This is a genomic window from Paraflavisolibacter caeni (genome assembly GCF_025628885.1).
Taxonomy (GTDB): Bacteria; Bacteroidota; Bacteroidia; order Chitinophagales; family Chitinophagaceae; genus Flavisolibacter; species Flavisolibacter caeni.
Window position 1 is genome coordinate 368,624 of sequence record NZ_JAOTIF010000001.1, and the last position, 15,368, is coordinate 383,991.

Below are 15,368 nucleotides of genomic sequence, written 5' to 3' on the forward strand. Positions count from 1 at the left end.
TTTTGTGACTTTTTGTTATCCAAATAAAAATGCAAGACCTGCTCCAGTAGCAGGTCTTTTATATTCAGACAAACCCTTTAGATGCAATTGTATCATTATTTATTTGAACATCAATTTAGTATTTTATGAAACACCTTTCCATTAGCCTAATTGTAGCCTACTGTTTATTATCTTCTGATTCTTATAGTATTACTTTTTACATAAGTCCCTCTGGCAATGACGCCAACACAGGAACTTCAACCAGTAGTCCCTGGAAAACAATCTCTAAGGTTAACTCCAAAAATTTTAATAGAGATACCATCTTGTTTCAGGGAGGAAAAACATTTTATGGAAGTTTGAACTTTACAAACAATGACATTGGTACCAGTACTAAACCAATTATAATTGGTTCTTATGGTACTGGTAAAGCAACAATAAATAGTGATAAACTGTCAGGATTATATATTTATAACGCTGCGGGCTTTGTTATTAAAAACCTGGTTTTTACCGGAGCGGGTCGTCTTACTAATACAAAGTCAGGCATAATTATTTATATGGACAAAGCCAATACAAAGTTGTCATACCTGAGCATACAGAATGTAGAAGCGTATGGATACAGGAATGCAGGTATTACTATTGGCAGTTGGGCCACAGCAGGCGGTTTTAAAGATGTATCTATTACTAATAGTAACTGCCATGATAATGGTAAAGCTGGTATTGAATTTTATGCCATGCAACCTTATACGCACAGAAACGTTTCTCTACGATATAATAAGGTGTATAATAATTCGGGTATAGCAGAACTAACGACAGAACTTACTGGAAGCGGTATTTCATTAGGAGGTGTGGATGTAGCAGTTGTAGAATATTGCACATCCTACAACAATGGATGGCTGCATAAAGCTCCTAATATTGGTGGCCCTGTTGGAATTTGGGCCCACGAATCAGATAGCGTAACCTTTCAGTTCAATGAGTCGCATCATAACAAAACAGGTTCCAGTAAGGACGGAGGAGGATTTGATTTGGACGGAGGCTGTACCAATTCATTCATGCAGTATAACTATTCGCACGATAACTACGGAGCTGGATATCTTCTCGCCCAGTATAACGGAGTACCTGTAATGAAAAATATCATCATCAGGTATAACATCAGTGAAAATGATGGTCGTAAAGGTGATCAAGGATCAATTCATATTTGGGCTTCAAGTACCAGTACTGGAATTCAGACGGTTAAAATTTATAATAATACCATATTCACTAAACCTAGTTCTACCGCTTCAGTTAAAGGATTTTATATCAGGAGCGGACCGATGTCAGACATAAAATTGAGGAACAACATATTCCAAACAACCGGAGGTGTTCCTCTTGTATATGTTCCTTATAATACATCTGCCTGCCTGTTTCAGGGAAACAGTTACTGGCCCTCAGGCGGTACATTCAAAATCATCTGGGGCGCTACTACTTATTCTTCTTTGGCTGCCTGGAGAACTGGGACAGGTAACAAACAGGAATATCTTAACGGAATTGCGAAAGGTTTACAAGCAGATGCCCAGTTTGCTGATACAACTTTAGGTGTTACTTTCAACGACGCTACAAAATTGACCACCCTTAAAAGATATAAACTGAAATCCACATCAAGTCTCCTTAATAAAGGCTTGGACCTAAAAAATCTGTTTAGTATTAATGTGGGTACCAGGGATTATTGGGGTACAAGCCTTGTTGGCAAGACCACATTTCATATAGGAGCATTCCAGGGAACTCCAATCAGCAACACAATGGAAATTATCGTTGCCCGACCTGATATTAGTACCAACCTGTCGCTAAGTACACCTATGGAGCCACAGCTTAAAGAGAATATTTTACAAGTCATATCAAACCCAATTCAAAATGATCTGATCATAAATTTTGCGTTGGCAAAACGCGGAAGAACATCAATAGTATTATATAATTTACAAGGACAGTTGATAAAAGATATTTTTTCAGCAGAAGTAAATGCCGGAGAAAATAAACAGCTTAGAGTAGAAAGAGATCAGCTCACCAATGGCATATACCTGGTAAGTATGTTTGTTAATGGAGAAGTCTTAACCAAAAAAGTTTTATTGAATAGGTAATAGCTATTGACTAAAATGTGCGTTTTGGATGCTGTGCCGTGTCAACACATTTGATAAGTAGGAAGCGTTAAAGGGTGGCTAGGGTGGGACGCAGAGATCAAATTTTTTAATGGGTGCATAGGGGTAAAGATTTGCCTGGTTGTTATATTTTAAAACCAACCAGGATGGACAAAACCCAAAAGAGCCAAAATTTACGGCTATTCCCAGGAAAAACACCAACCGCTGCTGCCTTTTCAACCAGGCATCGTCAACATAAAACTGTAGCCTGCTTGTTGGCACTCATGGCTTTTTTGCCAGGCATCAACCTCAGCGGATATGCTCAAACGGTAGAATCCAGAAAAACGACTGTTCTTCTTACCCAGCAACTGCGCGGAGTGGTAGTGGACAACGTGTTGCAAACTCCCATTCAGGGTGCTACTGTCAGCCTGCCGGCGCTGGGCCTTACCACCATGACCGATGCCAGCGGAGCCTTTCGCTTTTCGGCTGTGCCCATTGGTGTACAGCAGCTGGCTATTACCCATGTTTCCTACAAAGAAGTCTTGCTCGATAATATCAATGTCATCTCCGGCAAGGAAAACGTGCTCAGTATTGCTGTGGAAAGCCGCTTTAAGATGGCTGAAGAAGTAGTGGTACAGGCCAAAAGCAAACGAAACCGTCCGCTCAATGACATGAGCACTGTATCAGCCCGTGCCTTTACCGTGGAGGAAACCCAGAAATACGCCGCGGCAGTAAACGATCCCTCGCGCATGGCCACCGCCTTTCCTGGTGTGATGGCTTCCGATGATGGCAATAACAACATTATCATTAGGGGCAACTCGCCAACAGGGCTGCTCTGGCGTATGGAAGGGATAGATATACCCAATCCCAACCATTTTGCCAGTACAGGCAGCAGTGGGGGTGGTATCTCCATATTGAGTACACAGTTGCTCTCCAACTCCGACTTTATTACGGGGGCCTTTGCCGCCGAGTATGGCAACGCGCTTAGTGGGGTTTTTGACTTGAAGCTGCGCCGGGGCAACAACGAAAAGCGTGAGTATGCCCTGCAGGCTGGTTTCCTGGGCCTCAACGCTGCCGCAGAAGGTCCCATTAGTGGGAAGGGTGGGGCTTCCTACCTGGCCAACTACCGCTACTCTACCTTGTCCTTGTTGGGTAAAATGGGCGTTGCCCTGGAAGCTGGCTCTACCGACTTCCAGGACTTGTCCTACCACGTATATGTACCCACGAAACGGGCGGGTACCTTTTCACTCTTTGGCTTTGGCGGCCTCAGTTCGCAAGACATCAGCGGCGATAAGGATTCTTCTAAATGGGAGGATAAGGGCGACCGCTACATCTCACGATTTGTGTCCAACACGGCCGCCACAGGGCTGACGCACAGCATTTCCCTGGGGCAGCGAACTAACCTGCGATCGGCGCTGGCCACGTCCTATAGCAAGATAGGTGACGACTACCAGTACATCGAGGATAATTACTCGTTGTCGGACGCCTACATCGACCGCTTTACTACGCGCAAAACCACGCTGACCTCAACGCTCAATCATAAGTTCTCCTCGCATAGTGTAATAAGGGGTGGAGCTATTGTCACTTTTATCGGGTCCGATTATTACCAGAAGTCCAAGGAAAATGAGACAGCACCGTTGAAGGTCGTAATCAACTCAAAGGGCACCACCCAAACCGTACAGGGCTTTGCCCAGTGGCAGTATAAAATATTGGAGGGCGTGACGCTTAATGGTGGGCTGCACTACTTGCAACTACTTTACAATAATACTATGGCACTGGAGCCGCGCGCTTCCCTCAAATGGGAGATAGATAAAAAGAACACGCTTTCATTTGGCTATGGTGGCCATAGCCAAATACAGGCCATGGGTGTATACTTTGCCCAGGTGCAACAGCCCGATGGCAGTTTGATCCATCCCAACCGGGACCTGGATCTGACCCGTGCCCATCACGGAGTGGTTTCTTATCACCGCTGGCTGGGAAGCAACTTGGCCCTGAAAGCCGAAGCCTATTATCAGCACCTCTATGATGTGCCCATAGCTACTTCTGATACCAGCACCTTTTCCATGCTGAATGTGCAGAGTGAATACATCACTGATCCGCTGGTCAATAGCGGTACCGGTCGCAACTATGGCCTGGAGCTGTCGCTCGAAAAATACCTGGCCCACCGGCTCTATTATACCCTCAGTACCTCATTGTACCAAAGCAAGTACACTGCAGCTGACGGGGTAGAGCGCAATACTCGCTTTAACGGGGGCTACATTGTTAATCTCATTGGCGGAAAAGAATTTTTGTCGGCTAACGGTCTGCGCACCTTTGGCATCAACATTCGCACCCTGTACGCTGGTGGCCTGCGCACTACTCCCATCAACCTGGATGCCTCGCGCCAGGCCGGCTATGGCATTTACTACGAAAAAGAGGCCTATACGCAGCAAAATGACCCCTATTTCCGGACTGACCTTAGGCTAAGTCTGCGTTGGAACCGCTCGCGACTGACCAGCACCCTATCGCTCGATATCCAGAACGTTACGAACCGCCTTAATGTTTACGGCGACTGGTATGATTCCGAAAAAGGAAAGGTGGTTACCAGTTACCAGACAGGGTTGATTCCAATACTCAATTACAAAGTGGAATTTTAAAGCAATAATTAAGAATAAAACAGATCGAGAAAAACATCAGCAACATTATCATCTTACTTGTTTTCCATTTTTAGAAATTTAATGCCAATGATTATTAGCCAAATCAACCAAAGCGTACTGCCAATAAAGCCAGCCATATCCCAAACCGGAAAGTTGGGAATGACTGTAGCAAACAGTTCAGCCTGTGCCATCAGGTAGATAAAGGAAGCTGTTATTCCAAACCAACTAACCCATTTTGGAAATACATTCAATTTGATGAAAGCATACGATATCATAACCGTCCAGATGATGGTAAATAACTGACCTATATGTTCACCTAATAAAACGCCTCCAAACTGGTGGATTGTTTGAAAAGAAACTATGACGGCGGCTTTTGTAGCAGCATCACCAGCTGATACATAATTATTGGCTATTATAGGTACAACAAATACCCACCGCAACAATGCAATGATTTGAACAATGCCGGAGATCACACCAAATGTGGTAACCCATTTAATGAAGTCCAGTTTATTTTCGAATTTTCGACCAATGAGGATATAAGCGATCAGTAAGGGCAAGCCAAGCATTGCAAATGCCCACCATGTTAAAATTAGTGAACTCCCTCCTTCATGAAATTTGGTCAATACAATTCCTGTATTTTGCCGCAATATATCTGGATATTCAAAGGTAATTGTCAGAATAGTGTATGGAATAAATACACCAATTGCACCTGCAATCAATAAGAATCCGATTGTTTTTTCCTTGTTCATTAATAGATTTTTAAATGGAGAATAATTGTAAATAGCTCTATTGTTTTGTCTCTTCTCCTCGACTCATTTTTGCTCTAACCTGTAAATTGTTTTCCTTCCATATTTGATAACCTTAAATGTTTTATTGATTTTGAACGTTAGTTGATAGATTTAGTTTTTCAAGTTAAATGATATAAGTGGAAAAAACATCGCATGTAGTTCTTCGGAAATGCCCGGCCACCGGCTGGTAAAATATACCAACTGTAATCAATATGCGAAAACATTGTTGAAGGTCTCGAATAAAAAATGAACAATCGTTTGCACATCCTGCATTGGTATTTGTGATTATGATATCCTTTAACTTCACTTTGGCGTTTTAGATACGATCAAGTTTTGATGATGAAACGATTTTTTTGGGGCGCTCGAGAAGAAACTTCAGGTGCACCAAAAGAAAACGTGAGTCATTGCTGATCGCTTACGCGGGAAGAGAAAAACAGGTAACAAACAGGTCTGATTGAACGATGACTTCAGTAATCGTTTGGTCCCCTGTGAAAAATAAATTCATTCTAAACGATTGCTATAATATGCTGTAAAGTTCCTTACTAGATCCGGGCTATGCCATAGGCCCAAGATCGTCATATCATCTCTGACAGATCATACAGAAATACCGCAGTATAATACTGTTTTGTAAAGCTGGATACTTATAAAAGGCTTGCTTTATAACGGACACAGTTATACGATAAGCGGAGATTGGGCTTTTGCGACCCGATACCTATAGTCATTTCTATTTCATGTCATTTTTCTTACACCTAATACACTTAAAAATGCAAAGAAACACTCATGTAGATTGTGCGCAACACAAGAGTGCGAAAAGCCTGTTCAACTTTTTACAAGTAGAGTTGAAGCTTTTCTGCCATGCCAGCTACATTTTATTCGCGCTGATGCTTTTAATCAGTTTTAGTGCATACAGCCAGACAACTGTTATTTCCGGGTTAATTAAAGATGAATCCGGAAAACCAATTTCGGGAGCTTCGGTTAAAGTAGTTCAAACTAAAACCGGCACTTTATCAGACGAAGAAGGACGGTTCAGCATTAATATGCCCGCTGGCCAGACCGTTTTGGAAGTGAGCTATGTAGGGTTTGCAACAGAAAAAATAAAGATCGTCGGCCAGCGTGAATTGGCCATAGTGCTGCGATCAACCAATAAGGTAATGGATGAAATCGTAGTGGTGGGTGTGCAGCGTCAGTCAAAACGAAGCACTACTTCAGCGATTTCGACCGTAACCGGGAAAGCCATTGAAAACATGCCAGCACCCAGTGTCGATGGATTACTGCAAGGGCGTGTAGCCGGTATGAATGTACAGATCACCAGCGGTGAGCCGGGGGTTACGCCTACCATTGTTGTGCGTGGAAACTCAAAGGTAAGTACCGATATTGGTAACTCAGATGTAGCCCAGTCCCGCGCCTTAAGCAGTCCGCTTTATGTGATTGACGGTGTGCCTACCAACACCAGTGATATTGATAATGCGATTGGTACCACAGGGACCAATTATTTAGCGGGTATCAATATCAATGATATAGCAGAAGTTGTGGTTCAAAAAGATGCCACGGCCACGGCAGCCTGGGGCTCCCGGGGGGCAAATGGTGTTATTTATATTACAACCAAAAAAGGACGCAGCGGTACTCCCGAATTCAGATTGAATAGCTACGTGGGCGTTACCCAACGCCCTCAACTCCTGAAAACGCTTACAGGGGCGGAGGAGAGAAGAGAGAAAATGAACATTCTTAATAGCTATCTTACACCTACCCAAATTGCCTCCATTGTTCCTCAAATACTGACTGATAGTTTAAACCCTTCTTATAATCATGCTACCGACTGGCAGGGCTTATTTTACAGAACAGGTATGATCAAGAACATAGATGGTTCTGTTTCGGCCGCCACTTCAAATTTGAATTACCGTGTCAGTTTTAACTATTATGATGAACAGGGTATCATCCAAAGCTTTGGCTTTAAACGCTATAGCCTGAGAGGTAATTTTGATTTCAGGATTAGTCCAAAACTAAATACACAACTTGTAATTGGATTATCGAGAGGCGAGAGGCTACGAGGTATGAAATACAATAACAGCGATAATAACACACCCGTATCCGGTAGTTCCGTTCCTTCTTCCTTTTATGGGTTAAACGCCGGGGATTCATCTCTTTTCCTGGGTGTATCATCCCAGTTAAGAAATCAAAATATAAATGACCAGCTTTCAGCGTCCTTAAACTTTAATTACGACATCCTGCCTTCCTTAAAATACAATATCCAGGGATCTGCCAATATATCCAGTTCCTACAGGGATTATTTCCAGCCTTCACGGAATGATAAAATTGCTTCGGTAAGACCAGCAGGAAGTGCTTCTTATGCCGAATCCAATAAAGGGTCCTATAACACTTTATTTTTTCAGCAAGGACTTAACTATACAAAAACCCTGGCAACAAATGCACATCAACATAGTTTGGTGGCCACGGCCAGCCAGCAATTTTCAAGAGATATAACCAACAGTAACTGGGTATCCGGGTATAATATTCCCTCCAACGATATCCAGGTGGTGAGTGGTGTGGCACAGGCCGATATGGCTGGAGGTTCTTCGTATGCCGCTTCGGGATTGCTTTCAGTGCTGGGGCAGGTACAATATGATTTGGATAAAAAGTACATGCTCTATCTTTCATACCGTGGTGACGCTTCTTCCCGTTTTGGCGCGAATTCCAAATGGGGATATTTCCCGGCCACCGGTTTGGGCTGGGTCGTGTCGGATGAAAAGTTCATGAGCAGGTTCTCCGGGGTGATCGACTACCTGAAATTGCGTGCCAGCTATGGGGTGGCCGGTACCAATTCCGGTGATTTTTATGCCCCTTATAATTCCTATGAGCTCGGCGGTTATTATAATGGCGTGCAGTCCGTCCAGCCAAGTTATAGCAACGGTTTAACCAAGAATGATCTGACCTGGACAAAAACCATTCAGAAAAACCTGGGTATGGATCTTTTCCTGCTGAAAAGCCGGCTGAATATTATGGTAGATGTGTATGATAAGTTATCGAAAGATGATTATTACCAATTTGCCCTCCCGTTTTTTACCGGTTATAGCGATGTACAGTTTAATGCCCATGATCTTTGGGTGAGCAACCGGGGTGTAGATATCACCCTCGGCGCCAATATACTTCCCGAAAATAGAAAGCTTCATTGGGGCACGCAATTGACTTTATCGCATAATCAAAACCTGATTGCCAAACTTCCCAATAACAACCGTACGTTCGTTATTACCGATGCGGGCGACATCAGCAGGATCTATTCCGTAGGACAACCGGTTTATGAAATGTTCCAGATAAAATACCTGGGCGTGTACAACTATGAAAGTGAAATTCCCTTCAATCCTCTGACGGGTAAAAAAGTTACGTATTTCAAAGGCAATCACGTAGTGGTGCCGGGTGATCCCAAATGGCTCGACCTGAATAAGGATTTTGATGTATGGAGTGGCGAAGACAACGGCGATCAATATGGAGACAGAATGCCGACAGGAAACCCTAATCCCAAATTTACAGGCGGCTGGGTAAACGATTTTTCGTATAAAAATCTGTCGCTGAGTATTGTCAGCGTGTTTACCTTGAAAAGAGATGTGTACAACACCTATTTCCAGTCTCAAATAGCCAATATTACCGGGGGATATTCTTCGAGCATGAGCAAATTTGCGGAAAACAGGTTACCTGATTTAACAGGCATTGATTATTGGACACCGGCCAAAGCTGCAGCCAAGGGAGGTTACCAGGCCAGCTTCCCGACAATTAATCCTGCGCTCGGCAGCTATTACCAATATATTGCTATTTCGGACATGTTTGTTACCGATGGCAGCTATTTTAAAGTAAAGACCATTTCATTGGGATACGAGATGCCTCCAACTCTTCTAAAAAAGATAAAACTGAAAAAAGCAAGGGTGTATTCAATGCTCGACAATGTGCTCACACTTAAAAATTCAAGCATGCCGAATCCGGAGCTGGTGGATCAACTGGGCGTCTATACCGGTGGACTATATCCCGTTTCTAAAAAACTAACCATTGGGCTTGATATTACCTTCTAAAAAAAAGATTATGATAAAGTATACATACAAAAAAACTGGTTTGAACCCTGTGATTTTTTTGTTCTTATCGGTTCTGATCCTTGCAGGCAGCTCCTGTAAAAAATATATTTACGAGGCACCTATCACGTCTACTTACGGCGCTAAATTCTGGACCTCTGAGCAATCGGTGGAGCAGGCCTCACTGGCCATGTATGTTCAGCTGCGAAGCTGCTTGAGAACCGGTTCATCCCATTTTGTTTTCGGGGACTTGACAACCGACTTATTTCATTGCTCCTATAACGCTAACTGGACACTGAATGCGGTAAAATCCAGTAATAGTCCAGCGTTCAATTATTCCTACGTTCCATACAGAGAGGGCGACTTACAAGACTGGAGTCGTTTTTACAGGTTGATTGCTCAATGCAACCTGGTGTTGCAAAATGTGCCTGCAATGGCAGATGGCCTTTTTTCTTCGAAGGCGGTTAAAGACAGTTACGTGAGTGAGGCTTTGTTTATAAGGGCCTACGCCTATTTTTATATGATAAGGGTTTGGGGCGATCCTGTGCATGTCACTAAAACCTACAACGACGTGGATTACGGTAATATTCCACCGGTACCGCGCAGTCCGGAAAACCAGGTGTTGGATAGTTGCCTGAAAGATTTAAGGGTTGCCTCGGGCTACCTGAACTATGCTAATGGAGATCGCTCCAAATCCATACGAGCCAACAAAGGATCGGCCTATGCATTGATGGGGCACATCTTTGCCTGGAAGCACCAATACGACAGCGCTCATGTATATTGCTCGAAAGTAATTAACGAAGGTGGGTACAGCCTTGAACCCATGAATACATATAGCAATATCTGGGCAGGCCAGAAATCGGCAGAAAGTATTTTCGAATTGCCGATGGTCGCAACCAATAGCTCGCTTACATCAGAAACAGATGGGGGCTTTTTTAGTGTCTTTCTGAAAGGCGAAGTTCTCAATAATACAAAGCAAAATTGCTGGGTGATTCCCAATGGTGGAACCACGAATTATTTGTTTTCCGATCACAATGACGCCAGGTTTACCAAACTCTTGCAACCCGTTGCGGCTACTAACGGAGATGAAGCTGGGTATATGTTATTAAAGTACAGTAATATCCAATACAAGAATCCGCAGGATAAAACTGGTCTTTATGCTAACAATAACCTGGTGTTGCTTCGCTTATCCGATATTTTGTTATTGGATGCTGAGGCATTAGCCTCAACCGGTAATGTGGAGGGAGCCCGCAACTTGCTTAAACAGACACAAATACGTGCTGGTATTAACAGCTATGCCAATCCTGCTACAGCGTACGACATGTTGGACGAGATCATAGTAGAAAGGGGAAGGGAATTGATGGGCGAAGGATGCTGGTTTTATGATCTGGTCAGAACAAACGAGGCGCAGGGATGGCTTCCTGCCGTTGGCTACCCGACCGACCGCGTGACGCCTGCCAATAAAGGCTATTACTGGCCACTGGATATGAACACGCTCTTTCCATATGATAATTTATTGACTCAAAATCCATGGTGGATGAAACATAAATAAAGACCTGGAATTCTTTTAACAATACAATTCACTTTATGAACAATATGCTTTTAAAATTATTTTCTGGTTGTTTACTGCTTACACTGGCATTCACTGCTTGTAAAAAAGATGATATTACAGGGGATGTGCAGGATGTAAATATTTATAAGGACAAAACAACCTATGAATTCTTGAAATCCCATTCTTCCTTTGATACACTGGTACAAATGATCGATGCGGCAGGATTGAAAGACAAAATCAATGCACAGGGAGCCAGCTTTTTCCCGCCAACCGACTGGACGATTTACAATTATTTGTCGGCCCGTACACTGATCGTTCAAAACACGATTAATCAAAATTCCAAATGGGGACTGGATTCCATGTTGTATTACCTATCCAACAATATCAAGGGGACCAGGGATTCCCTGCAAATGTATTTGATTGCACAACCATTGACCTTTGATAAGCTTACGGAAGCTGGCGTGAAATACCCCACCGGCCTGGCAAATGATACAGCGGTGGTTTCCTACAAAACCGTTACGTCCGGTCTTGGCTATAATAATAATTTCTCGTCGCCTATACGGGTGGTTTATTATTCACATCCCTATAAAGTGGGCAATACCCCAAATACAACTGATATCCTTTGCACCACTTCAGGCATTCTTACCAAAAACGGCGTGGTGCATGTACTCTCTTCGGGACATTCCCTGTTTTTCAGACAGTAGCAAACAGAAAATTGCCGGGGATGAAAACCTTCATTCATTTTATTAAAAACAAACAAAAATTATCAAGATGAAAATATTATATGGTTTATGCATGGCCGCAGTTATTGCCCTGGTGGGTAGCTGCACCAAAGTTGATAAGGGATTTATTAGTCCTACCATGCATTATAGTATCAATGAATTTACGGCAATACGGGGCAGAGTGGCCAATTCTTACAGCCTGGTGGGGGATGGTTCCACCATGCCCATCAAAGTGAAAATGCTGCATGCCTATGATGCTTCCGGAAAGATTGTTGATAGTCTTTTTTCAAAAACCTATCCTGTATCCGTATGGACAGCTGCATACGATAACAAGATCGATGTGACTTATTCCGCGATCATGGCCAAAAGAAAAATCGTCAATATGCAGGCGGTCTCCATTAATGAGAGCAACGGCAGCTTTGAAGTCAACCCCGGAACCATTTACCTTCCCCTAGGTTCTTATACGTTTGATATCGAAGTGTCAAACTCGGTTGGAACCAAGGTTTTCGAAAAAGCGATGACCTTAATTCTGAAAGATGGTAAACAAATTGAAACCACACCGGAAACTGGCGCCTATAGCCTCAGCAGGTTAATTGCCAATACGGCGGCAGGAGCTAACAATGGGGTTATGTTTAATGGCAATAATAATCCCTTTGTAGTGGAAACCATTACCCGTTTTGCCGATACGCCTAATACTGTGATCATTAAGATAACCGACAAGGATGGGGTGGTGTTTAACCCTAAAAAAAATGAGATCATGAAACGGCCGAACTCGGGCTTAAATCCCAATCCTCCCTTTTTGCAGAATTTGCAGGATTATGCACCGGACACTTTTACGCCAACGGACACGGCTTTAACTCTTAAATATCCTTTGGTGCCATTTCCCATTGTCACGCTGGGAAATGGATTTAATATGTACTACCGTATTCCAACCGCATTTGTACATATGGACAGCACCACCACGTGGAGTTCGAATACAGCCGGGAATTATTACAAGGGTACAACCGACAGCCATTTCCGCGGGTATTTTAAGGATGATCTTTATGATTATGCGGTCAGGATACCGATGCGGGTCCAGGTACCGGGTGCTTATTTGATCAATTTGAAATTGCTAAATGCCACACATAGGTAAAGTGGTAAGAATTGTTTATTGGTCCTTTACAGAAAGGATCCAGGATAAATAGAGTTGTTTTAAAGAGGGTGCCCCAGCGGGCACCCTCTTTAAGCATAAGCTCCTTGCAACGGAATTCATCTCAGCCACTTACCTTTTAGTAGGGCGGATAAATGCTCCGGTCAAACTGCCATCGTCCCTGAGCATTTCTAATTTCAATGTTTGCGTATTGGCATTAATTCATATAAGCGTTCTGTTTGCAGCCCCGAAGTTCTAAATGCTATTGCTGAAATACCACCGGCTGACGAAAATAGAATTTTACTTTTCTATTGTGGGAAACGGCTGCGTTCCATTTAGGAGCCTTGCGCAGCACATTTAAAGCAATTTGATCAAAGTCAGGATGTAGGGGAGCAGTAAGCCTAATATCAGTGACATTTCCTTCTTCATCAATCGCTGCGTCCACGACCACAATTGCCATATCTGCATTAGCCAGCTTCCATTGAGAAGGAAAATAAAGGTTTTTGACTAGATATTTCTGCCAGGCTTTTAGCCCACCGGGAAAGCTAGCTTCCCGATCCCTGTTGGTCGTATCTGAAAGGGTGTTTCCCTCCTCATCAATGTATTGTTTGGACAGAAGTCTACCGTTGTCATAAACTTCAACTGCACTAGTTTTTCCATTTTTATGAAAAAACTGCCATTTACCATGCATTTTATTTCCTGCTGCATACTTACCTGCAGCAGACGGATTGCCGTTATCAAACCAACTTACTGATACACCGCTACCGTCTTCAATCATGACAGAGGAATCTGAAAGAAATCCATTAGAATGCCAACACAGTCTTGTACCTATAACATTATCATTTACGTAGGTTACGGAGTCTTTTGTCATACCATTTTCATGAAAACGCAGCCAAAGGCCCTGACGCTTTCCATCTGTATAAGCTCCTGTGGATTCTAATGCTCCATTGGCATGGTAATAAGAAAATTTACCTTCTTCTTTTTTACAAGCACTGTCCTTGTAATGACCTTCCATTTGCAGTCTGCCTTCATGAATAAAGTAATCCTTTCTGAGCCAAAGAGAATTTTTCTTTTCAATCAAGGCATAATATCGGGCAGTTGTGGCGTCGGTGGGTCTCCAAGCATAATCAAAATATTTTTCAATTTTCTGAGCAATGGATGAAAGTGAAAGTAGTAGGGCTAAAGCAGTTATGGTTGTTTTCATGGCCACAAAATAAAACATTTGTGAGTATTGAAAGGCGTAATTTCTATCACCAAAAGCTCACTTGGAAAGTTTATTTATTTGTTTGTTTCTTCCAATCTACACCGTAAGTGCTCAGGACAGGAATCGAACCAGAGCACCCGTAAAAGCAGCAGATTTTGAGAATGATGCGGCCTTTCCTTGCTCTTCTGAAACGCAGGCCCATAGCAGGTTTTATTATTTTAAGAACTCGGTATTCATGGAAAGCACGAGTACATTATTACCGGTTTTGTTACCGGTGAATTTGGGCAGGATTATTGATGAGCTTGAATTTGCTTATTGTTGAGTTACTAATTAATTTAGCTTTATAACTGCTTAAGATTTGTTGGCATTCATAGAGTGCATTACAAATGAAAAAAGTATAATAGCCTGAACTACAAAATTTAACCCATAGTTCCATGCCCAGGTGGTTTTTGACAATATAGGAATGAAGCCAAAAAGCCAGTTGAACAGTGATGAAAACATAACAATAATGAAACCGGCTGCCAAACCTGAGGCAATTCTTACATGCAATGGCGACTTTTTGTCTAAAATAAGCACTATTGGTATGAATATGAGGCCAGCTATTATATAAAGACCAGAAACCGTAAACTTAAATAATATATCATTTTTTATAGGAACATCTTTTGTTTTATCAGCCGCTATCGTTTTACTTGTATGGTCACTTTTAGAGCTAGCCCATTTGATATTCCGCAAAAAGGAGAGTGAATAATCTATAATGTTCTGCCGGTCCATAATTTCAGATCGAAGAGCAGCTGCATATGCTTTTGTTGTGCGATCGGCAGATGTATCATTTATGATTCCAGCTACTTTTTGCAATTCTTCTAATTTTTTATCAGTTCTGTAATGAAAGGAAAATCCTAGAATATTATCTACAAGAACAATCATGAACAACGCCAAGATGACGAATGCAGCTTTGGTAGATAATCTTCTATTTTCATCAGTTAAATACTCTGTAATGTGGTCTATAAAACTCGCTGCTCTGCTGTTAGTTTTTAGGTTTAGGATTCTGTGACTATCTTTACAAAAGCTATCGGCGACTGGCATCGCCGGATAGCGGTCTCATCAGGTGGCCTGTCTTTATAAAAACAGATCTATCAGAGACTTCAGTTTAGTAGCTAAACTTACCGCTTTAGTAAGAACCTCAAGGATGTCTGAA

9 protein-coding genes are annotated in these 15,368 nt (G+C 42.6%); 6 read left to right on the forward strand and 3 right to left on the reverse strand.

Annotated features, from left to right (window positions below):
• The first annotated feature begins 125 nt into the window (after window positions 1-125).
• Entirely contained in the window at window positions 126-2,090 is a 1,965-nt protein-coding gene (locus OCK74_RS01560; RefSeq protein ID WP_279295221.1) for a T9SS type A sorting domain-containing protein, read from the forward strand.
• A 164-nt stretch (window positions 2,091-2,254) separates the two neighbouring features.
• Window positions 2,255-4,723: a TonB-dependent receptor gene (locus OCK74_RS01565; RefSeq protein WP_279295222.1), complete on the forward strand. Its 2,469-nt coding sequence runs from the start codon at window positions 2,255-2,257 to the stop codon at window positions 4,721-4,723.
• 53 nt (window positions 4,724-4,776) lie between these two features.
• Here the strand turns inward: OCK74_RS01565 and OCK74_RS01570 are convergent, their stop codons facing one another.
• A complete protein-coding gene (locus OCK74_RS01570) occupies window positions 4,777-5,472 on the reverse strand; it encodes a DUF4386 domain-containing protein (protein ID WP_279295223.1) in 696 nt (231 codons plus the stop codon).
• A gap of 803 nt (window positions 5,473-6,275) precedes the next feature.
• On the opposite strand from OCK74_RS01570, the gene OCK74_RS01575 reads away from it, so the two are divergent.
• The 4 genes from OCK74_RS01575 to OCK74_RS01590 all read left to right on the forward strand — a co-directional run bounded on the left by OCK74_RS01575 (window position 6,276) and on the right by OCK74_RS01590 (window position 12,972).
• Window positions 6,276-9,569 carry a SusC/RagA family TonB-linked outer membrane protein gene (locus OCK74_RS01575; protein ID WP_279295224.1) on the forward strand — a complete coding sequence of 1,098 codons (3,294 nt, stop codon included), beginning with the start codon at window positions 6,276-6,278 and terminating at the stop codon, window positions 9,567-9,569.
• 10 nt (window positions 9,570-9,579) lie between these two features.
• Window positions 9,580-11,118, forward strand: a complete 1,539-nt coding sequence (locus OCK74_RS01580) for a RagB/SusD family nutrient uptake outer membrane protein (protein WP_279295225.1) — start codon at window positions 9,580-9,582, stop codon at window positions 11,116-11,118.
• Window positions 11,119-11,153: 35 nt separating this feature from the next.
• Window positions 11,154-11,822 (forward strand): hypothetical protein, encoded by a 669-nt coding sequence (locus OCK74_RS01585; RefSeq protein ID WP_279295226.1) that lies wholly within the window; start codon window positions 11,154-11,156, stop codon window positions 11,820-11,822.
• Between the two features lie 67 nt (window positions 11,823-11,889).
• On the forward strand, window positions 11,890-12,972 hold the full coding sequence (locus OCK74_RS01590) for a DUF5007 domain-containing protein (protein WP_279295227.1): 1,083 nt from the start codon (window positions 11,890-11,892) through the stop codon (window positions 12,970-12,972).
• Window positions 12,973-13,231: 259 nt separating this feature from the next.
• On the opposite strand, the gene OCK74_RS01595 is transcribed toward OCK74_RS01590, so the two are convergent.
• Entirely contained in the window at window positions 13,232-14,173 is a 942-nt protein-coding gene (locus tag OCK74_RS01595; protein ID WP_279295228.1) for an energy transducer TonB, read from the reverse strand.
• 351 nt (window positions 14,174-14,524) lie between these two features.
• Window positions 14,525-15,256 (reverse strand): hypothetical protein, encoded by a 732-nt coding sequence (locus OCK74_RS01600; protein WP_279295229.1) that lies wholly within the window; start codon window positions 15,254-15,256, stop codon window positions 14,525-14,527.
• Window positions 15,257-15,368: the final 112 nt, after the last annotated feature.

What these genes read in the sequence shown, in the direction of transcription:
- OCK74_RS01560 (WP_279295221.1), top strand. Translation starts at nt 126, where the DNA reads ATGAAACACCTTTCCATTAGCCTAATTGTAGCCTACTGTTTATTATCT.
- OCK74_RS01565 (WP_279295222.1), top strand. Translation starts at nt 2,255, where the DNA reads ATGGACAAAACCCAAAAGAGCCAAAATTTACGGCTATTCCCAGGAAAA.
- OCK74_RS01570 (WP_279295223.1), bottom strand. Translation starts at nt 5,472, where the DNA reads ATGAACAAGGAAAAAACAATCGGATTCTTATTGATTGCAGGTGCAATT.
- OCK74_RS01575 (WP_279295224.1), top strand. Translation starts at nt 6,276, where the DNA reads ATGCAAAGAAACACTCATGTAGATTGTGCGCAACACAAGAGTGCGAAA.
- OCK74_RS01580 (WP_279295225.1), top strand. Translation starts at nt 9,580, where the DNA reads ATGATAAAGTATACATACAAAAAAACTGGTTTGAACCCTGTGATTTTT.
- OCK74_RS01585 (WP_279295226.1), top strand. Translation starts at nt 11,154, where the DNA reads ATGAACAATATGCTTTTAAAATTATTTTCTGGTTGTTTACTGCTTACA.
- OCK74_RS01590 (WP_279295227.1), top strand. Translation starts at nt 11,890, where the DNA reads ATGAAAATATTATATGGTTTATGCATGGCCGCAGTTATTGCCCTGGTG.
- OCK74_RS01595 (WP_279295228.1), bottom strand. Translation starts at nt 14,173, where the DNA reads ATGAAAACAACCATAACTGCTTTAGCCCTACTACTTTCACTTTCATCC.
- OCK74_RS01600 (WP_279295229.1), bottom strand. Translation starts at nt 15,256, where the DNA reads ATGCCAGTCGCCGATAGCTTTTGTAAAGATAGTCACAGAATCCTAAAC.